Raw genomic sequence first — 21,258 nt, forward strand, 5'->3', positions numbered from 1 at the left:
TATATTTATAGATTAGGTGATAAAAACATAAATACGGAATGAAAACTGTATTCTATCAAAATAAGAGCAAAAATGTTATAATTGAGTAGACTTCGAACAATAAGAAATGGAGACAAATATTGGCAAAAGTAAAGAAAAAAACAGAAGAAATAACTAAAAAATACGGTGAAGAAAGAGAAAAAGCATTAAATGATGCTATGAAAATCATCGAGAAAGATTTCGGTAAAGGTGCTTTGATGCGTCTTGGGGATAAGGCTGAACAAAAAGTACAAGTTATGAGCTCAGGTAGCTTAGCTCTTGATCTAGCTCTTGGGGCTGGTGGTTATCCTAAGGGAAGAATCATCGAAATCTATGGACCTGAGTCATCAGGTAAGACAACAGTAGCTCTTCATGCTGTTGCTCAAGCTCAAAAAGAAGGTGGAATTGCAGCCTTTATTGATGCTGAACATGCATTAGATCCAGCTTATGCTCAAGCTCTAGGTGTAAATATTGACGAACTTCTACTATCACAACCAGATAGTGGAGAACAAGGTCTTGAAATAGCTGGTAAACTAATTGATAGTGGTGCCATTGATTTAGTAGTAATCGACTCAGTAGCTGCTCTTGTACCTCGTGCTGAAATTGACGGAGATATCGGTGATAGCCACGTTGGTTTGCAAGCCCGTATGATGAGCCAAGCTATGCGTAAGCTTTCAGCGAGTATCAATAAAACAAAAACAATTGCTATCTTTATTAATCAACTTCGTGAAAAAGTTGGAGTTATGTTTGGTAACCCAGAAACAACACCTGGTGGACGTGCACTTAAATTCTACGCATCTGTTCGTTTAGATGTTCGTGGAAACACACAAATCAAGGGTACTGGTGAAGATAAAGACCAAAATGTTGGTAAAGAAACTAAGATTAAAGTTGTAAAAAATAAAGTTGCACCACCATTTAAGGTAGCAGAAGTTGAAATCATGTATGGGGAGGGTATCTCACAAACTGGAGAACTTCTAAAAATTGCTTCAGATCTTGATATCGTTCAAAAATCTGGTGCTTGGTACTCATATAAGGGTGAAAGAATCGGTCAAGGTTCAGAAAAAGCAAAACTTTATCTAAAAGAACATCCAGAAGTATTTGATGAAATTGACACTGCTGTTCGAGTTTATTATGGCTTAATTGCAGCTGATGAATCTGAAAAAATCGAGTCTTCAACTGATGAATCTACAAAAAATGATACAAAAAATACGGAGACTGAGAATATCGAATTAGAACTTGAAGATGGAATTGAAATTGAAGAGTAATAGAAAAATTTAAAACTATCTTTTAAATAAAACCTTGTAATCAAGGTACCAAGTGGTATAATTACCACATGATAGTAGTTCCTTTTCGAGAGGAGGGTGTTCTATGCTTACAATTTATACTGCACCATCATGCACTAGTTGTAAAAAGGCTAAAGACTGGTTTTCAAGACATCAAATTTCTTACAATGAAAGAAATATGATAAGTAGTCCTTTGACAGAAACTGAAGTAATAAGTATTTTAGCAATGACTGAAGATGGCGTTTATGGAGTGATTTCAACACGTAATCGTTTTGTTAAACAGTTAAATGTTGATTTTGAAGAATTGAGCTTTAGTGAAATGGTAAGAATTATTTCAGAGAATCCACAGATATTGCGTCGACCGATTATTAAAGATGACCGAAGATTAAATATTGGATACAACGAAGAAGAAATTCGTACTTTTTTACCAAGGGCTGTACGCACGATTGAGAACAGAGATGCTCGTTTAAAGAGTGTTATCTAAAAATCCGTAATTGAAAAGAAACATGGAAAAGGTGCATGAAAATGCCCTTTTTTTGTTTTCACTATAATGTTTATCAAGCCTATTTTATAAATACTTAAAAAGTTTAGGGAGCTTTATTATCAAGCAAATAGGGTAAGCCTCATAATTGTGTTATAATTGAATTAATTATGGCTTGAATAGAGCATTGATTTTGATAAAGAGGTACTTATAATGATTTTTGATACACATACACACTTGAATGTAGAAGACTTTGCAGGAATTGAAGAAGAAGAGCTTGCCTTAGCTAAAGAACATAATGTTACTGAAATGGCAATTGTCGGATTTGACTATCCAACAATTGAGCAATCAATAGCCTTATCTGATAAATATGAAAATCTATATAGTATAATTGGTTGGCATCCGACAGAGGCAGGGGATTATAATCAAGAAGTAGAAGATTATCTGCTAAAAAATATGTCTAATCCTAAAGTTATCGGTTGGGGAGAAATTGGTCTTGATTATCACTGGATGACTTCACCTAAAGAAGTACAAGAAGCAGTTTTTAGGCGTCAGATTGCATTATCAAAAGAAGTTGACCTACCTTTTATTGTCCATACTCGTGATGCTCTTGAAGATACCTATGAAATCATTAAGTCAGAAGGTGTCGGTCCTCGTGGTGGTATAATGCACAGTTTTTCAGGAAATTATGAGGAAGCAAAAAAGTTCATGGATCTTGGAATGCATATTTCTTTTTCCGGAGTCGTTACTTTTAAGAAAACGATTGAACTTCAAGAAGCAGCTCAAAAACTTCCGCTAGATAAAATCCTAGTTGAAACTGATGCTCCTTATCTTGCTCCTATGCCCTATCGCGGTAAACAAAATCATTCAGCCTACACAAAGTACGTCGTGGAGAAAATCGCTGATCTACGTGGAATGACTTATGAGGAAGTAGCCAAACAAACTCAAGAAAATGCTCATAAACTTTTTGGACTGGAGAAAAAGTAGATGGATAAGAGGAAAATGCTCTATGACTTGCAGCGGCTTAATGCTATCGCAGATGCAGGACTTCACTACGGAAAAGATGTTTTTGATTTAGAAAGATACGGAGAACTCAAGGAAGTTACATCTGACCTGCTTGAAAATCTTGAATTAATAGATAGCTCTGAACTTGATGAGCTTAAGAAACCTTTGGGTAAATACCCTACACCGTCTGTTGATGTGCGAGCTTTCGTCGTCAAAGATGATAAAATACTCCTTGTAAAAGATATGCGTGGTGGCGAGTGGGCGCTCCCAGGAGGCTATGCTGAGGTCGGTACCTCTTTGGAGAAAAATGTATTGAAGGAACTATCTGAAGAAGCTGGAATGTCTGGGTCTATTAATCGTTTACTAGCAATTTTTGATACTAACAAGTATAATCCTCAGTTGACTCAGTACTATAAGGCAATTTTTTTGGTGGATGAATTGTCCTTTGATTTTAAGGAAAACAGTGAAACAGATGAATTTGGATACTTCTCTATGGAAGAATTGCCTAAGCTATCTAATTTGCGTAATACCAAAGAGCAATTGAAAATCTGTTTTGATTTGTATAAGAGTGGTGATATATTAATTGATTGAAGAAAATAAAGAAAAAATAAAGATATCTGAAGTTATAGTAGTTGAAGGTAAGGATGATACAAGTCGTCTTAAACAATTTTTTGAAGTTGATACTTTTGAGACTAAAGGTTCTGCTTTAACAGAAGAAGATATTGAAAAAATAGAAATGTTGGAAGAACTTCGAGGAGTAATTATCTTTACTGACCCAGATTTTTCAGGTGAAAAGATTAGAAAACGTATTGTTCAAGCGATTCCAAATGTAAAGCAAGCATTTTTAAAGCAAGATGAAGCAAGACCTAAATCAAAAACTAAAGGTCAGTCTTTGGGTGTTGAGCATGCAAGTTATGAGGATTTAAAAGAAGCCCTCAAAGATGCCAGACAAGGCAATTTAGAATTTCCACAGATACCAACTAATGTTTTGAGTGAACTTGGCTTAATTATGTCAAGTGATGGAAAAAAACGTAGAGAGTATCTTGGCGAAAAATTGAGGATTGGCTATGTTAATGCTAAACAACTGCCTAAGAGATTAGCACTTTTTGCTATAACTGAAGAAGAAGTAAGAAATATTATGGAGAATTATAAATGAGTAACATTGCAGACTATCACAATACCAGAGCTATTTTAGAGCGTCATGGTTTCTCTTTCAAAAAAAGTTTGGGACAAAACTTCCTAACTGATCCCAACATTCTAGAAAAGATTACAGCAACTGCTGACTTATCTGATCAAGTTAACGTAATTGAAATTGGTCCTGGTATTGGGGCATTAACAGAGTTTTTAGCAAGAAATGCTGCTGAAGTTATGGCATTTGAAATAGATGACCGTCTAATTCCAATTTTGGATGAAACATTAGCTGATTATGACAATGTACAGGTTGTGAATGAAGATATATTGAAGACAGACCTACAAACTCAGATTAAAAAATTCAAAAATCCTGATCTGCCAATTAAGGTAGTAGCAAATCTTCCATACTACATTACAACTCCGATTCTTATGCATTTGATTGAAAGTAAGATTCCATTCGCTGAATTTGTAGTTATGATGCAAAAAGAAGTAGCAGATAGAATTAGTGCTGAACCAAATACTAAATCATATGGAAGTCTTTCAATTGCTGTTCAATATTTTATGGATGCATCAGTAGCATTTATTGTACCTCGTACTGTATTTGTTCCAGCACCAAATGTAGATAGTGCAATTCTTAAGATGGTAAGACGTGATCAACCACTTGTTGAAGTTAGTGATGAAGATTTCTTCTTCAAAATGAGTAAAATGGCATTCCTTCACCGTAGAAAAACGTTGTGGAATAATCTCTTAGCACAATTTGGTAAGGCAGATGAAACGAAAGTTAAATTAACAAAAGCACTTGAAGAAGCAGAAATCTCTCCAACAATCCGTGGAGAAGCTCTTTCAATTCCAGAATTTGCAAAACTTGCTGAAGCACTTCATAGAAATATGGCTGAAGAAGTATAGAATAACTAAAAGAGGCTGACTCAAAAGTCCTCTGGACAAATTTTACAAAAAAACAAACACGAACTATATTTGAAACATCTGCTAAATGTTCTTATATAATTCGTGTTTTTCTTATGAATTCCAATAAAGTATCGACTATTGTTCTTCTGTTCTTCGAATTTATTTATAAATTTCCGCAAAACTCTTTTTGGGTCAACCTCTATTCAATACTTTATTCTAATGACCCCTTTCATCCCAGTCAGAAAAAGAATCGTATATATGATCAGGATATACTGCATCACGACCACATTCCATTAAAAAATCAATGCAAGAAATACAAATATATTCTTTATCAGCGAAATAATCACTGTCTAATTGATCTTTAGCAAATTCAGAACCGCATTCTTGACAAGTATAAGTCTTCATAAAGATACCCCTTATTTTTAAAAAGTTTTATATATAGTATAATACTTTTTTTTCAAATTACATAGTTTAATAAAAAATTTATATGAATTCTTTTTTGTAATAGGGAAGCAAAGACTAAAGATGAAACATCAATCTGTGATTATGTTTTTGTATTGATGTCTAACTTTAAAAAAGGTAAACTTATAGCAGTTAACAAACTGCAAAGAGATGTGGAATGGCTTTAAAAGAAAATTTAAGAGAACTAAGAGAAAGTAAGAAGTTATTGCCCCGTGAGATTGCTGATAAATTAGGGATTTCAAGGCAATCTTATGTAAACTGGGAGCGTGGAGTAACTGTTCCAAACTCAAAAAACTTAAATAAATTAATTGAAATCTATGGAGTTACAAAAGAATTTATCATGAGGGATAGCGAAACTTTTGAAATTCAACATAATTATTTAAAACTGAGTCCAACAAGAAGAAAGAATGTATTAAACTTCGAAGGAAAATTACACTGAAAAAATTTCAGATGTTAAAGAAAAGTATACCAAACGAGAAAAAGAAGTAGCAGATAAAGTTGCAAAAGAAAAAGCACAAGCTGAAGCAGATAAAAAAGCTCAGGCAGAAGCAGATAAGCAGGCAGCCCAAGAACAAGAAGCTCAAGCACCACAAGCACTTGTTGATACTAATAACTCAGCAACCGTTTATATAACACCTACTGGGGGTAGATATCATTCTCATCCGCATGGTAGAGGTAGTTTTTCACCGACAACTTTAGAATATGCACAGTCGCAAAATTTAACACCATGTCAAATTTGTTATTAACACTTCAAGCTACAGCCACTATTCTGTGGCTTTTTTCTTTCATCATTAATGAATGATAGCCCATAATCGTGTATAATATAGATATGAATAAAAAAGGAAGAATTATTAAATCACTTGCTGGTTTTTACTACATTGAAAACCAAGGTGAGATTGAAAGAACACGCGCGCGTGGAAATTTTAGAAAACGTGATATCAAACCTGTTGTGGGTGATTTTGCTGAATACACAGCTGATGAAGATAGCGAAGGTTATATTTTGAGCATTGAGGAAAGAAAAAATTTCCTTGTTCGCCCACCGATTGCTAACATTGACCAAGCCGTGGTTGTAATGAGTGCAGTAGAGCCTGATTTTTCTCTGAACCTTTTAGATAGATTTTTGGTTCTTTTAGAGCACAAATACATCAAACCGCTTATTTACATCAGTAAGCTTGATTTACTGGAAGATACATCATACTTTGAGCAAGTTCAAAAAGACTATAAAAAAATTGGCTATGATATTTTCTTCAAGCCAGAAGATTTACTTGAACATTTTAAGGACAAGGTAACGGTCTTTATGGGACAAACAGGAGCTGGGAAGTCAACTCTTTTAAACAAGATTGCGCCAGGTCTTACCATCGAAACACAAGAAATTTCTGACAAGCTTGGGCGTGGTCGCCATACGACTCGTCATGTTGAACTTTTCCCTATCGCAGGAGGATGGATTGCTGATACACCAGGGTTCTCTTCTATTGATTACGAAGTAAAGGATGCACCAGACTTAAATGAGGCTTTCATTGATATCCTTCACTATAGTCATGACTGTAAGTTTAGGGAATGCACTCATACACACGAGCCGGGATGCGCTGTTAAACTTGCGGTCGAAGACGGGGATATCCTAGATAGTCGTTACCAAGATTATCTGCAACTGTTGTCAGAGGTTCAAAACAAGCGAGAAACATATGCTAAAAATAGAAGTAAGAAAGGTTAAAACATGAAAATTGCACCATCTATCTTAAGTGCCGATTTTGGCCATTTTGCCCGTGACGCAAAAGTAATTGAAGAATCAGGAGCTGAATACATTCATATTGATATAATGGATGGACACTTTGTTGACAATTTGACTTTCGGAGCAGGTGTTGTTAAGGCTATTAGAAAATCGAGCAAATTAGTTCTAGACTGTCATTTGATGGTAGAAAACCCTGAAAAATATGTTGACGAATTCGCTGAAGCTGGAGCAGATATCATGTCAATTCATGTTGAGGCAACAAGTCACATTCATGGAGCTTTGCAGAAAATTAAGAATGCTGGAATGAAGGCAAGTGTTGTTATCAACCCAGGAACTCCTGTGGATGCTATCAAACCAGTACTTTCTATGGTTGACCAAGTATTGGTAATGACAGTTAACCCAGGCTTTGGTGGTCAAAAATTCATACCAGAATGTTTAGATAAAGTAGCAGAATTAAGTGCCATAAAAAGTGCTAAGAAGTATTCTTATGATATTGAAGTTGATGGTGGAGTCGACGATAAGACTATTAAGGCATGTCGTAATGCTGGAGCAAATGTCTTTGTCGCAGGAAGCTATGTCTTCAGTGGAGATGTTGCTGAAAGAATAGAAAAATTAAAATCATCATTAGCGGTAGAACTTTAAGTAAATACCGTATATAGTTTTAAGAACTATATTTAGAAAGTTATTATGAAGTTTTTGCATGTTGCAGATTTGCATTTAGATAGAGAATTTGAAGGCTTGAAACAAAAAGTAGCCTATAAACCATATAAAATATTAGAAGAGATTACTGATTTTTCCATTGAAGAGTCAGTAGATTTTCTTGTACTTGCAGGCGATAATTTTCATCAATCTAAGCCTAGTATTAAAATGCAAAATTATTTCATTCAGGAGCTGAAAAAGTTAGAAGCGGCTGGGATTACAGTCTTCTTAATCTTTGGTAATCATGATTATTATCGCCAAAATATATACTGGTTTGATTTCCCAAAGAATGTTCAAGTCTTTTACAGTCAAGATATTGAAACTAAGTATTTTGAAACAGGTAATGGAGAGAAGATTGCAGTATCAGCTTTTTCTTATCTTGGACCTCATATTAATCAAAATAAGATTAAGGAATATCCCAAACGAGATTATTCAGTTGATTATCATATTGGAATCTTTCATGGAGAAGTTGGTGGTAGTTCATATGCACCAACAACTATAACTGACCTAAATACCAAAAACTATGATTACTGGGCTTTGGGTCATATACATCTGCAGTCTAGTCTAGCTGATAATATTATTTATCCAGGCACTCCAATCGGTAGAAATCGTAAAGAAATTACTAGTCAGGTAGCTCTTGTTGAACTAACAGATACAGGTATGAAGTTGGAGTTAGTAGACTTATCCCCAACTCATTGGAAAAATGAAATAATAGACTTATCTGGTTTATCCACACTTAGTCAAGTTATGTTTGAAATTCGTCAGCACCTTGAAGATGAAAGTAATTTTTATAGCTTATACTTTTCAAATTATCAAGATATTGAGGAACAATTGAAAGAAGTACTAACAAGTGGAGAACTTGTGGATAGTTTACGAGCTGAGGGTAAAGTGGTAGTTAAAACAAGATTATTACCATTAGAAGAATCAACCTCAAAACATGAAAAAATTGATTTACCTTTAGATGCCCTTTCTCATCTTGACTTTTATAGGATAGTAGAAAATTTACCAAGAAATATTGAAATTCAAAAGATTATTTCTGAGGATTTTTTAGATGAGTTAGAGTCAGATTTATCAAATTTTATAGATGAAAACTTCAGTTTCCAAGGAGGTTCTCATGAAAATTAAGCGAATTGAAATCGAAGGATTCGGAAAACTAGTTAATCAAAATTATGATTTTTCTCAGTTTACGGTTGTCTTAGGAAATAATGAGGCAGGTAAATCAACACTTTTAGCCTTCATCAAATATATGATTTTTGGTTTTGAAAACAGGACTAAATCTAACCGAGACTTCTATCCACAGAATAGTAAAATTTATGGTGGAAAACTTTTATTAGAGCTTGATGGGGAAGAGATTTGGCTTGAACGTATAAAAACGAAAAAATCTGGCACTCCTACTTTTAAGGCATGGTATTCTAGTGGTGCTGAAATATCTGAGGATGAATGGCTTGAGTTAATAAGTCCTATGTCAGTAAATCTATTTAACCAGATTTACTCTATAACTCAAGAAAACTTACAAATAAATCGAGAAAAAGATTACGATGCTGAGAGCTTAGATGCTCAGTGGAGAATGGCTTTAACGACTGGTACTGTTGCTTTATATGATAAGGAGCAGCACCTAATCAAAGAAAAAAATAGTATTTATACTAGTCCTAAGGCAATGTCTAAGCCTTTAAACATCCAGTTAGCTTCACTTGAAGAGATTAAAAGGAAGATAGCTGATAAAGAAGTAGAAGAAATTGAACTTGCTCCCTTGATTAAGGAAAGTGAAGAACGTGCCACAGAGATTACACGTATTCGTTCATTGATAAATCAATTAGAAAAAGATAGACAAGACTTAGAGCATAAGCTTAATTATGAAGAGAATTATTATCAATATTTAGATTTATCATCTGAACTTGAGCAGGCTGAACCAATTCCAGACCAAGCAGAATATGATGATCTCTTAGCTCAGTATGAAATTTTTAATTCATTACAATCAGAAATTTCATATTTAGAAAAAAAAGTTGATTCTAATATTGAGCAACTTCAGTTACTTGATAAGCCAAGAAATAACTTTTTATTAGAAGAAGATACTAGAGCAGTATTAAATCAAATATATGATGTTTATCAACAAGCATTGGAAGAAGAAAAATATGTTAATCAAGTTAGTTACAAAAGGAATAATTCATGGAAATTTTTCTTACTCGCTGTGATTATTTTAACTGCTTCAAGTTTAATAATGCTATCAGATGAATATCGCATATATGCTTATCTTGCCCTTGCATTGGAAGTCATTACTGCAGTTATCATTTACATTTACTCAAAAACATCTAGCAATACACAGGATATAGCGGATACTAATGCTTTGAATGATTTCTTTAATCTTACTTCATATTTTCGTGAGTGGTATCAGCTACCTAATGATGTGAGGGGGCAATATCAGATTATTAAATCAATAGAAACAGAGCTTCAAAACCTCTATTTATCTTTTGAGCGTTATGATAATTTAGAAAACGAAGATGATTTATCCCAACTGTATGCAAATTTAGATGATTTACTTTTCAAATATCCACATGTGGATAATGTTCCAAATATGATTAGGATTTGGCAGTCAACTGAACAAAAAATTGATTATCAAAAAAGACAATATAATGCCTTATCTAGGATTTTTGATTTATCAGAAGATGTGGAAATTAATTTTGATGAACTTGCAATACAGGTTGAAGAGATTGAAAGTCAAATAGCTGTCCTTAATGAAAAGCTTAATTCTTTGATTGATGATAATAGTATAATTTCTGTTAGAATTGAACAGAAGAAAAGTGATGACAGCTTGGAAGAATTGCAAATGAATTTGGAGCTGGGTCGAACGGAACTTTCTGAAATAATCAAAGAATATATGATAAAGGCTACTCAAATTGATCTTATCAAGAAAGCTACTGCCAGTCTTTCGACTCATAGCCTACCTGATATTTTGAAGGCCGCTGAGGAATATTTATCATTTTTGACGGACGGCTACTGGAACCAGATTGATTTAGATAATGATTTATTAATGCTTACTAATACTGACGGGGTAAGTCTTAGATTACTTGATTTGTCTACTGGAACAAGAGACCAACTACAGCTAGCAGTCAGGTTAGCGTTCATTAAAGCCAAGAATTTGAATTTCCCTATTTTCTTGGATGATAGCTCTTTAAGGTATGATAAGGATCGAAGAGGTAATTTGTTGAGTATTCTAAGGGATATTGCAAGAGAAGACCAAGTCATTATTTTTACTAGTGACGGGGCATTTGATAGAGAAGAAAAAGAAAAGGAAGTAATAAGACTATGAGTCAATTAAAAGATTTAGCTGTAGGAGATCGTTTCGAGGGTTTTTATTTAATAAAATCAGCAGAAGTTAGAAAAACTCGTGCTGGTAAGGATTATATTGCAATGACTTTCCAAGACAGAACTGGTACAATTTCTGGAAATTTATGGGATGCTCAAGCCCATAATGTTGAAGAATTTACTGCAGGAAAAGTTGTTTACATGCGTGCTGTTAAGGAGCTTTATAATGGTATGCCTCAAGTAAATCAAATTTTCTTACGTTTACCTGAAAATACTGAACCTAATAATCCAGCAGATTTTAAAGAAAAACCACCAGTTTCTGCAGATGAGTTAAGGGAATATGTGCAAAAGGTTATCTTTAAGATTGAAAATGGTATTTGGAATAGGATTGTTCGTCATATATTTAAAAAATATGATAAAGAATTTTTCCAATTTCCGGCTGCGAAAGTTAATCATCATGCATTTGAAACTGGACTTGCCTTCCATACAGTGACAATGGTACAACTTGCTGAAAGAATTACTGAAGTTTATCCAAGATTAAATGCAAGCTTAATGTATGCTGGTATTTTACTCCATGACATGGCTAAAACAATTGAGTTAAGTGGGCCAGTAAATACTTCATATACGCTTGCTGGTAATCTGATTGGTCATATTGTTTTGATTGATGAGGAAGTATCAAAAGCAGTAGCTGAGCTTGGTATTGATGAAAATGATGAAGATGTGATTTTATTACGTCATGTTTTACTAAGCCATCATGGTCAACTTGAATATGGTAGTCCTGTTCGTCCGCATATTATGGAAGCTGAGATTATTCATATGATTGATAACTTAGATGCTAGTATGATGATGATGATGACAGCATTAAATCAAGTAGGGCCAGGAGAAATGACACCTCGCATTTTTGCACTTGATAATAGAAATTTTTATCGTCCAAACTTTGATAAAAAGAAAGACTAGTTAATCATATGAAGAAGAGATGTGCGTGGGCTGGGGAAACTGAGAATATGATTGAATACCATGATAAGGTTTGGGGAGTTCCAGTCCATGATGATCAAGCACTTTTTGCAAAGCTTTCGCTTGATTTAATGCAAGCAGGTTTATCTTGGCAGACTATTCTTAATAAGACTGAAAATTTTTATCTTGCATTTGATAACTTTGATTATAAAAAAGTTGCTAAGTATGATGATCTAAAACGTCAAGAATTACTTTCTGATGCAGGGATTGTACGTAATCGTTTGAAAGTTGATGCAATAATTAATAATGCCAATCGTATTTCTGAAATTCAAGAAGAGTTTAGTTCCTTTGATTCATATCTTTGGGGATTTGTAGATAATAAACCAATAATACGTTATCCACATGTGGATGGTTTCTTAGCTAATAATGAATTATCAGATAGAATATCAAAGGATTTGAAGAGACGTGGTTTTAAATTCGTAGGTACAACCATAATTTACGCCTTTTTACAGGCAGTAGGTATTATTGAAGATCATGAAGAAACTTGCTTTAGAAAAGAAGAATTGAATAAAAATAAAAATGATTAAGTGTGTGCTTAATCATTTTTATTTTTTTAGAATTCTAGGTAGAAGTAAATATCAGTTTTTCCTTCTTGTTGAGTAAATTTATAGCTCATATTATCTATTCCACCAATTTTAAAACCGTTATTAAGGTAGAAGCGACATGCTACCAGGTTATTATCTTGTCCAATAGTATTTATTCCTTTATATCCTCTATTTTTAATTTCTCCTATAGCAGATGTGATTAGTAAGGAAGCAATACCTTGTTTACGATATTCTTTATTTACTTTTAAGTCCATTAAATACATAAATTTATTCCAAGTATCTTCAAAAATGGCGAGTCCTATACATTTTTCATCATTAAAGGCTGCCAGGGCAAAACCTTTATTATCAATATTTTCTAAAGAATAATTTTCATCTGGGAATTTCATGACCAAAGATTTTTCGAAAATTTCTTCTTGGTAAGACCATGTCTCATCTTTAAATGTTGGAATCAGCTTGCCAAATATATGAAAATCTTCGTTGGGTAGCTGAAGACTTTCTTTATTTTCATTATTTATTCTAATAATTTTTATCATAATTTATCCTATTGCCTAAAAATCCACTAGGTTATCTAGTGGATTAATTTTCGTGTTTTAGGTTACTATGCCCATATCATTTTTGATTTTAAAATTTTTAGTTGTGTTTAATATTCCAGATTTCTTCCGCATAAAGTCTAATAGTATCATCAGCACTAAATCTGCCAGAATTTGCAATATTGTTTAGAGCCATTTGAGACCATCTAATTTTATCTTGATAGATATCATTGATATATTTTTGAGCATTAACATATGATTCAAAATCTTCTAATAAGAAGTATTCATCATTGTGACGGATTAATGCATCATAAATTTCTTGCCCTTCAGATTGTGAGTTTGGAATTGTACCATCTATAAATGTTTTAACAACACGATTAATAGTTGGATTTTCCTCAAACAGTTTACGCGCATTATAGTCATGTTTTTCATAATGATCATAAACTTCATCAGTATTCATACCAAAGATTACGATGTTATCATCACCGACAGCATCTTTAATTTCAATATTTGCTCCATCAAGAGTTGCAAGAGTAATAGCACCATTCATCATGAATTTCATGTTTGAAGTACCACTAGCTTCCTTACCTGCTGTAGATATTTGTTCAGAAACATCTGAGGCTGGAATAATTAACTCTGCAAGAGTTACATTATAGTTAGGTAGGAAAACAACTTTCAGTTTATCTTGAAGGCTTTCATCATTATTGACCAAGTTAGCAACTTCATTAATTAGTTTAATTACAGATTTTGCAAAGCGATATCCAGGAGCGGCTTTCGCACCGAAGATAAATACTCGTGGAACCATATCAATATCAAGATTATCTTTAATATCCCAATATAGTTTAATGATGTGTAAAAGATTTAATAATTGACGTTTATAGGCATGAAGTCTTTTAACTTGGACATCAAAGATAGCGTCAGGATTAAGTTCAATACCTTGAGTTTCTTTAACGTATGCAGCAAGTTTTTTCTTATTTTCTTTTTTAACTTCGTAAAATTCATTTAGTACTTTCTCATCAGTGATGAATTTTTCTAAGTTTTTAAGTTGGTGAATATCAGAGCGCCATTCTTTACCGATTAGCTTATCGATTTCAGCCGACATGAGTGGATTAGAGATTTGTGACCAACGGCGTACGATAATTCCATTTGTCTTGTTATTGAATTTTTCTGGATAAATTTGATAGAAGTCATTAAGTACATCAGAAATAAGTAGGTCGGTATGAAGTTTAGCAACACCGTTTACTGAATGACCACCGATGATTGAAAGGTTAGCCATATGAATTTTTTCATTACGAATAATTCTTGTATTTTCAATGATCTTACCAGGGAATTTTCCTGAAACTTCTTCAACATAACGACTATCGATTTCGTTAACGATTTGATAGATACGAGGAAGTATTTCTTTAAATAGATTACAATCCCACTTTTCAAGCGCTTCAGCTAATATAGTGTGATTTGTATAACTCATAACTTTAACTGTAGAATTCCAGGCATCTTCCCAGACAACACCATGATCATCCATTAGAATACGCATGAATTCTGGCACAGCTAATGCAGGGTGAGTATCATTGATATGTACTGCAACTAATTCATGGATATCTTTTAAATCTTTACCAGTTTTAAGATAGTTCTTGATGATAGTTTGAAGTCCTGCAGAAACCATGAAATATTCTTGAACTAGACGAAGAGATTTTCCTTCATAAGATGAATCATCTGGATAAAGGATATTTGTAATATCTTCTATTTTACGACGATCTTCAATAGTACGGTATTTATCTTCTTCTGATTCAGGAATTTCTACATCCCATAAACGAAGGTTATTCACTACACCATTTTGGAAACCAATTTGTGCAATATCATAAGGTACAGCACGTAAAATTGTAGGATCTTCATAGAAAGGTTCGAAATTTCCTTCTCCATTTGGATAAAGGTATACTTTACCATAAATTTTAACTTCTACTGCAGAGTGTGGTTTTTTTGTTTCCCAGACATTTCCGTCAGTTCCAAGCCAAGCGTCAGGAAGTTCAATTTGGTAGCCATCAACAATCTTTTGTTTAAATAAACCGTATTTATAGCGAATACCATTACCAAAACCTGGTGCCCCAATTGTAGCAAGTGAATCCATGAAGGCAGCGGCAAGACGCCCTAGTCCACCATTACCCAAAGCCATATCTTTTTCAGCATTTACTACATCTGAAAAGTCTACGTCAACATCCTTGAAAGCATCTTCAACTAAATCAAGTATTCCAAGATTTAGTAAATTAGTTTCAAGCATACGACCTGGTAAAAACTCGATTGAGAAGTAGTAAGCTGTTTTTACGTCTTCTTCAATTAAATCATGTCTTCTTTCAAGCCAAGGTGTCGAAATATACTTCTTAATTAAATGTGCAAGTGCTAAAAAGCGTTCCTCATCAGTAGATTCATTGATCTTAACAATAAAATCTCTATGTAATTGATCTTTGAAATCTCTGATAAACTGTTCTTTTGTAAGTTCCATGTTACTCCTTTGTTTTAATTTAGTTCCCAATATAAATTTAAATACTCAAGGCTCGCAGTGTCCCAAGAGAAGTCTTGTTCCATTGCATTTTTTTGAAGTTTCTTCCAAGCCTCTTGGTCTCTATTATACAATAAATTTGCAGAAGCGAGTACGTCTTTTAGCCAATAGCTATCAAAACTCTTGAAACCAAATCCTGTCCCTTCACCAGTTAGTGGGTTGTAAGGGCTTACTGTATCTTTGAGGCCACCAACTTCATGTACAAGTGGCAAATTTCCATAACGCATAGCCATCATTTGTGATAGACCACATGGCTCAAATGCACTAGGCATTAAGAATAAATCACTTCCACCATATATTCTTTGTGCAAGTTCTAGATTAAAGTTGATAATTGTAGCGACTTTATCAGGATAATTTTCTGTAAACCAAGAGAAACCTTCTTCAAATTCTTTGTATCCTGTTCCTAAAATGACAAATTGAATATCCCAATTCAAGATTTCTTTCATTTGTTCTAAGACTAAATGGAAACCTTTTTGATAAGTGAGTCGACTGACAATACCAACGAGCATTACATCTTCACGGACAGGTAGTCCAACTTGCTTTTGAAGTTCTAATTTATTGATAGTTTTATCTTTAACTGTTTTTAAGGAATAATTTTTAAATAGAAATTCATCTTTTGCAGGATCGAAAATCTCAGTATCAATTCCATTAACAATTCCAGAAAGTTTACTATTTTGGGCACGCAGAATTGAATCAAGGCCCTTGCCAAATTCTGGTGTTTGAATTTCTTTAGCATATGTTGGAGAAACAGTTGTAATTTTATTAGCGTAAATCAAACCTGATTTAAGCCAATTGAAGCAGCCGTCTTGTTGGAAAGTTCCATCATTATATTTATCCATGCTTAGGTTGAAAAGCTCACCTAGAGTAGCTGGGTCGTACTGCCCTTGAAACTCAATGTTATGAATAGTTAGTAATGTATTTATATATGGATAGCCATCAATCCAAGCATATTTTTCCCTTAGAAGAACGGGAATCATTGCTGTATGATAATCATTTACGTGAATAACATCTGGAATAAATTCAAGCTGTGGAAGAATTTCAAGAACTGCTTGTTGGAAGAAGGCAAATCTTTCTCCATCATCGTAGAAACCATAGACCCCATCACGATTGAAGTAGTATTCGTTGTCAATGAAGTAGAAGTGTACGTTTTCAAAGTATATATGTTTTACACCAGCATACATGTGTCTCCAGCCAACATCAACATATGTGTAGAATAGATCTTCAGCTTGATCCTTAAATTGTTGAGGTATCCCCTTGTAATAAGGTAATATAACTCTGGCGTCAACATCCTTTTTTTTATTGAGACTTTTAGGTAATGCGCCTAGAACATCTCCAAGACCACCAGTTTTTATAAAAGGGGCAGCTTCTGCCCCAACTAATAATATTTTCATCCTTTAACATCCTCTGTAATCTTATCTGATTTTCCAATAATAACAGGTTTTTCAGGTGTACCTTTGATAGTAACATTATCAGCAATTTCTGCGCTCTTATCAATAATTGCATACTCAATATTGACATTTTTTCCAATTTTAACTTTAGGGAAGAGAATTGAATCTTTTACTACTGATCCGTCATCAACTAAACAATTTCTAGAAACAATTGAGTGAAGAACACTTCCGTTAATAATAGAACCAGATGCAAATTGTGAGTTTTCAACACGAGAATTTTCTGAATAGTAAGTTGCTTCCTCGTTTTTAACTTTTGTATAAACTTTCTGGCTTCCGAAAAGAAGAGAATTGAATTTATGAGGATCAAGCATATCCATGTTAGCATCATAATAAGTCTTCACATCGTGAATATTAGCAAGATAGCCAGTATATTCATAAGCTAGTGCGTCAGTTTCGGCAACTTGATTACTTAAAAGATAACGAAGCTTACGAGGCTCTGCTTTAGCCTGTTCTTGTTCCATTAACTCAATTAACCAGTCGGTACTTACTACATATGTCCCAGCTGACATAGTAGCATCACTACCTGTATGCTTATTTGGATCAAACTGAGAAGCACCAACTACAGTATCTGTATCGTCAATTTCTAAAATTTGGTTAGCTGCAGATAATTTATCATTAGCCATTCTCTTATAAACAACAGTCATTTTTCTTTTGTTTGCTGTGTGGACATGGATTACTTGTGCGAGGTTAATGTTACAAAGAATATCACAAGTTGAGAAGATAGTATAATCACTGCCAGTTCTCTTTAAATACGTGAGTAGTTTGTCATAGTAATCATCATCTGCATAAACATCGTTAAAATCTTTATTATAGAAACCGATGAAAAGATGACTAAGCAAACTATTTAATCCCCACTCACGACCATTTCTGATGTGGTCAAGTACACTGTTAACCTTATCTTCATGGAAGATGGCATATACATTACGAATATCAGCATTAATGAGATTAGATAATTGAAAGTCAATTAATCTATATTTTCCATCAAAGGGTAGTGTAGCTAGGGGACGATTAGCTGTTAATTCTTCCATTTCATGATAACCAACAGCGTTTCCTAAAATTGCACAATATTTATCAATCTTCATCTTTTGGTACTCCTACGACTTCTTTATATCCAATAACTTGAATTTCTTCTTCACCAATAATCTCTGTATCTGCTCCAATTACAGCATTAGAACCTATAATAGCTCGTTTAATTACGGCATTTTCATTGATAATAGCTCCTGGCATTATAAATGAATCTTCTACGATTGCGCCTTCTTTAACTTGTACATTTGTTGATAATATTGAATGAGTAACTTTTCCTGAAACAACGCAGCCATCGACTACAAGTGAGTCTTTAACAGATGCTTTTGAAGTGATGAAATTTGGTGGAGCAATTTCATTTTTTGAGTAAATTTTCCATTGACGATTTCTTGAATCCAATTCATTGTTAGGAGAGATGTATTCCATATTCGCTTCATGAAGGGAATCAATTGTACCTACGTCTTTCCAATATCCTTCAAATTCATAGGCATAAACTCTTTCACCAGAATCAAGGAAAGCAGGAATGACATTTTGTCCAAAGTCGCTCATATCAACTCCATTTTTTGCTCCATTTATAAGAGTTTCTCGAAGCTCTTTCCAATTGAAGATGTAGATTCCCATAGATGCTTTGGTTGATTTTGGATGTTCTGGTTTTTCATCGAATTCTACGATTCTATTTGAAGAATCGGTATTCATAATGCCAAAACGGCTTGCTTCTTTAAGAGGCACATCAATTACGGCAACAGTAAGACTTGCTAAGTTATCTTTATGAGAATTTAGCATTTCATCATAATCCATCTTATAAATATGATCTCCTGAGAGGATTAGCACATATTCAGGATTAATGTGGTCAATATAATCCATATTTTGATAGATAGCATGACTAGTTCCTTCAAACCATTTATTTCCTTCAGTTGCACTGTATGGTTGAAGAATTGAGACACCTGAATTAATTCCATCAAGTCCCCATGCCGAGCCATTTCCTATATGTTCATTTAGTGCTAAAGGTTGATATTGAGTTATTACTCCAACGTTTTTAATTCCAGAATTTGCACAGTTTGAGAGTGCGAAATCAATAATACGGTAGCGCCCACCAAACGGAACAGCAGGTTTAGCTATAGATTGAGTTAATTTACCAAGTCTAGTTCCTTGTCCCCCGGCTAAAATCAATGCGAGCATATCTTTACTCATTTGCATTACCATTTTTCTTAGTTATACTAAGATTTACCTTTCTTCTTTTTATCCTTAATTTTCAATTTCCAAAGTGAAGCACCTAGTGGTGGTAGTGTGAATGACAATGTATTTTTATAATGTTTCCAGTCACCTTCTCTGGTTTTGGTATCTTGATTTAATTTATCAAGATTTCCACCAAATTCTTTAAGCTCTGAGTTAAAGATTTCAGTATAAAGACCAGCATCGGGAACTCCAACAGTGAAATTAACGCGCTCAACTGGTGTCATATTGAAGACACACAATATATAATTTTCCTCGTCTTTACGGAGGAAAGAAAGGATACTTTGATCGCTATTATCAGCATCAATAATTTCGATACCAGAGTAATCATGATCAATTGCCCATAGAGGACTATGCCCTTTATAAAACTCATTTAAGGTTTTAGAATAGTGCTGCATTTTATGATTAAGATCGTCATTTAAACTATCCCACTCTAAACCTTGATCGTATTTCCATTCTAGAAATTGCCCAAATTCACTACCCATGAACAATAATTTTTTCCCAGGATGGCACATTTGATATGCATATAGGTTTCTAAGACCTGAGAATTGTTGTTCACGATTTCCCCACATTTTATGCATCATACTCTTTTTACCGTGTACAACTTCATCATGTGAGAAAGGTAAAATGAAATTCTCGCTCATAGCATACATAAAACTAAAGGTTAGCAATCCATAATTATATTTACGGAATATCGGATCCATTTCATAAAATCTTAAAATATCATTCATCCAACCCATATTCCATTTATAGTCAAAACCTAGAGTGTTTTCTGAAATAGGACCTGTTACTTTAATTTTTGTCTCAGAATCTTCAGCTATCATCAAAACATTGGGGTGCTTTTCTTTTACAACAGCATTAAGCTTTCTTAGGAAGTGGTACCCTTCAAAGTTAATATTTGTTCCCTCATGATTTGGTTCCCATGGACCTTCATCATAATCAAGGTAAACCATATTACTCACAGCATCCACACGTATCCCATCAATATGATAATATTCTAACCAAAATAGAGCAGAAGAAATTAAGAATGATTGCACTTGTGGTTTACCTAAATCGAAGTTTAAGGCTCCCCAGCGATAGTTGTTTGCTCTAGTTTCGTTGTAATATTCAAATGTAGGCGTTCCGTCGTAGTATGCCAAACTATCATCGTTAATGCAGAAGTGTCCAGGAACCCAGTCTACAATAACCCCAATATTATTTAGATGACATTCTTCAACAAAATCTCTTAATTCTTCTGGTCTTCCATAGGTATTTTCTAAAGCAAAGTATCCTATTAGTTGGTATCCCCAAGACATACCTAAAGGGTGGGCCATAAGCGGCATGAATTCTACATGCGTATAGTTCATTTCAATTAAGTAAGGAATAAGAGTTTCTTTTAATTCTTTAAAAGTATAAGGCGTACCATCGTCATGATTGTTCCAACTATATGGATGTACTTCATAAATATTAATAGGTTCTTTAAAATAATTGGTTTTATTTCTCCTATTAATCCACTTGTCATCCTTCCATTTTTTTTCTGGAATATCATAAATAACGGAAGCAGTGCCTGGTCTTTTTTCTAAACCTATAGAAAACGGATCAATTTTCATAATGATTTCGCCGTTACTACGAGTGATTTGAAATTTGTATAAATCACCAATATTAGGCAATTCAGTTGTGATTTCCCATACTTGGCTATCAATTTTAGTCATAGGTATAGGATTTTCAGCCCAGTTGGTGAAATCACCAACCAAATCAACATTTTGGGCATTTGGAGCCCACACTCGGAATGTATGTCCATTCTTTGTTTTATGATGACCAAAGTAATCTTGTGCCTTAAAGTTTTCACCTGTTGTGAAACTTTCCGATTGCTTATTCAGAGTAGTTCTCCCTTCCAAAGTAATATATTCACATA

At 33.9% G+C, this 21,258-nt stretch carries 20 protein-coding genes; 13 read left to right on the plus strand and 7 right to left on the minus strand.

From position 1 onward, the window contains the following. Positions 1 to 119 precede the first annotated feature (119 nt). The 6 genes from recA (at position 120) to rsmA (ending at position 4,824) form a co-directional block, all read left to right on the plus strand. Positions 120 to 1,283, plus strand: coding sequence for a recombinase RecA (gene recA, locus BG261_RS09245; protein ID WP_070793036.1), 1,164 nt, complete (start codon positions 120 to 122; stop codon positions 1,281 to 1,283). A 103-nt stretch (positions 1,284 to 1,386) separates the two neighbouring features. Next, entirely contained in the window at positions 1,387 to 1,785 is a 399-nt protein-coding gene (spx, locus tag BG261_RS09250) for a transcriptional regulator Spx (protein ID WP_070793037.1), read from the plus strand. A 210-nt stretch (positions 1,786 to 1,995) separates the two neighbouring features. Further along, positions 1,996 to 2,769: a TatD family hydrolase gene (locus tag BG261_RS09255; RefSeq protein ID WP_070793038.1), complete on the plus strand. Its 774-nt coding sequence runs from the start codon at positions 1,996 to 1,998 to the stop codon at positions 2,767 to 2,769. Next, a complete protein-coding gene (locus tag BG261_RS09260) occupies positions 2,770 to 3,378 on the plus strand; it encodes an NUDIX hydrolase (protein WP_070793039.1) in 609 nt (202 codons plus the stop codon). It begins immediately after the preceding gene. Beyond that, positions 3,371 to 3,943: a ribonuclease M5 gene (gene rnmV / locus BG261_RS09265; RefSeq protein ID WP_099098653.1), complete on the plus strand. Its 573-nt coding sequence runs from the start codon at positions 3,371 to 3,373 to the stop codon at positions 3,941 to 3,943. The genes BG261_RS09260 and rnmV overlap by 8 nt, the downstream gene beginning before the upstream one ends. Next, positions 3,940 to 4,824: a 16S rRNA (adenine(1518)-N(6)/adenine(1519)-N(6))-dimethyltransferase RsmA gene (rsmA, locus tag BG261_RS09270; RefSeq protein ID WP_070793040.1), complete on the plus strand. Its 885-nt coding sequence runs from the start codon at positions 3,940 to 3,942 to the stop codon at positions 4,822 to 4,824. Before rnmV ends, rsmA begins: the two co-directional genes overlap by 4 nt. A 216-nt stretch (positions 4,825 to 5,040) precedes the next feature. Here rsmA and BG261_RS09275 read toward each other — a convergent pair whose 3' ends face one another. Continuing rightward, positions 5,041 to 5,229: a hypothetical protein gene (locus BG261_RS09275; protein ID WP_070793041.1), complete on the minus strand. Its 189-nt coding sequence runs from the start codon at positions 5,227 to 5,229 to the stop codon at positions 5,041 to 5,043. A 214-nt stretch (positions 5,230 to 5,443) separates the two neighbouring features. Here BG261_RS09275 and BG261_RS09280 point away from each other — a divergent pair, with 214 nt between their 5' ends. From BG261_RS09280 to BG261_RS09310, 7 genes are all read left to right on the plus strand, one after another. Further along, positions 5,444 to 5,725, plus strand: a complete 282-nt coding sequence (locus BG261_RS09280) for a helix-turn-helix domain-containing protein (protein WP_070793042.1) — start codon at positions 5,444 to 5,446, stop codon at positions 5,723 to 5,725. Between the two features lie 390 nt (positions 5,726 to 6,115). After that, positions 6,116 to 6,997 (plus strand): ribosome small subunit-dependent GTPase A, encoded by an 882-nt coding sequence (gene rsgA, locus BG261_RS09285; RefSeq protein WP_070793134.1) that lies wholly within the window; start codon positions 6,116 to 6,118, stop codon positions 6,995 to 6,997. Positions 6,998 to 7,000: 3 nt separating this feature from the next. Then, positions 7,001 to 7,657, plus strand: a complete 657-nt coding sequence (gene rpe / locus BG261_RS09290; protein ID WP_070793043.1) for a ribulose-phosphate 3-epimerase — start codon at positions 7,001 to 7,003, stop codon at positions 7,655 to 7,657. Positions 7,658 to 7,702: 45 nt separating this feature from the next. Beyond that, positions 7,703 to 8,839: a metallophosphoesterase gene (locus BG261_RS09295; RefSeq protein ID WP_070793044.1), complete on the plus strand. Its 1,137-nt coding sequence runs from the start codon at positions 7,703 to 7,705 to the stop codon at positions 8,837 to 8,839. Continuing rightward, positions 8,829 to 11,021: an ATP-binding protein gene (locus BG261_RS09300; RefSeq protein ID WP_070793045.1), complete on the plus strand. Its 2,193-nt coding sequence runs from the start codon at positions 8,829 to 8,831 to the stop codon at positions 11,019 to 11,021. Before BG261_RS09295 ends, BG261_RS09300 begins: the two co-directional genes overlap by 11 nt. Further along, positions 11,018 to 11,974: a 3'-5' exoribonuclease YhaM family protein gene (locus tag BG261_RS09305; RefSeq protein ID WP_070793046.1), complete on the plus strand. Its 957-nt coding sequence runs from the start codon at positions 11,018 to 11,020 to the stop codon at positions 11,972 to 11,974. Before BG261_RS09300 ends, BG261_RS09305 begins: the two co-directional genes overlap by 4 nt. A gap of 8 nt (positions 11,975 to 11,982) precedes the next feature. After that, the gene (locus BG261_RS09310) at positions 11,983 to 12,558 is read left to right on the plus strand and encodes a DNA-3-methyladenine glycosylase I (protein ID WP_070793047.1); all 576 of its coding nucleotides are present in this window, start codon (positions 11,983 to 11,985) and stop codon (positions 12,556 to 12,558) included. A gap of 26 nt (positions 12,559 to 12,584) precedes the next feature. On the opposite strand, the gene BG261_RS09315 is transcribed toward BG261_RS09310, so the two are convergent. The 6 genes from BG261_RS09315 to glgB all read right to left on the minus strand — a co-directional run bounded on the left by BG261_RS09315 (position 12,585) and on the right by glgB (position 21,223). Next, positions 12,585 to 13,109: a GNAT family N-acetyltransferase gene (locus tag BG261_RS09315; protein ID WP_070793048.1), complete on the minus strand. Its 525-nt coding sequence runs from the start codon at positions 13,107 to 13,109 to the stop codon at positions 12,585 to 12,587. A gap of 97 nt (positions 13,110 to 13,206) precedes the next feature. Beyond that, the gene (locus tag BG261_RS09320) at positions 13,207 to 15,603 is read right to left on the minus strand and encodes a glycogen/starch/alpha-glucan phosphorylase (RefSeq protein ID WP_070793049.1); all 2,397 of its coding nucleotides are present in this window, start codon (positions 15,601 to 15,603) and stop codon (positions 13,207 to 13,209) included. Between the two features lie 14 nt (positions 15,604 to 15,617). Beyond that, positions 15,618 to 17,051 (minus strand): glycogen synthase GlgA, encoded by a 1,434-nt coding sequence (gene glgA / locus BG261_RS09325; protein WP_070793050.1) that lies wholly within the window; start codon positions 17,049 to 17,051, stop codon positions 15,618 to 15,620. After that, entirely contained in the window at positions 17,048 to 18,190 is a 1,143-nt protein-coding gene (gene glgD / locus BG261_RS09330) for a glucose-1-phosphate adenylyltransferase subunit GlgD (protein WP_070793051.1), read from the minus strand. The genes glgA and glgD overlap by 4 nt, the downstream gene beginning before the upstream one ends. After that, positions 18,180 to 19,322, minus strand: coding sequence for a glucose-1-phosphate adenylyltransferase (locus BG261_RS09335; RefSeq protein WP_070793135.1), 1,143 nt, complete (start codon positions 19,320 to 19,322; stop codon positions 18,180 to 18,182). Before BG261_RS09335 ends, glgD begins: the two co-directional genes overlap by 11 nt. A 26-nt stretch (positions 19,323 to 19,348) precedes the next feature. Next, positions 19,349 to 21,223 (minus strand): 1,4-alpha-glucan branching protein GlgB, encoded by a 1,875-nt coding sequence (gene glgB, locus BG261_RS09340; RefSeq protein ID WP_070793136.1) that lies wholly within the window; start codon positions 21,221 to 21,223, stop codon positions 19,349 to 19,351. Between the last annotated feature and the right edge of the window lie 35 nt (positions 21,224 to 21,258).

Source organism: Floricoccus tropicus (assembly GCF_001832905.1).
In the GTDB taxonomy this organism is placed as follows: Bacteria; Bacillota; Bacilli; order Lactobacillales; family Streptococcaceae; genus Floricoccus; species Floricoccus tropicus.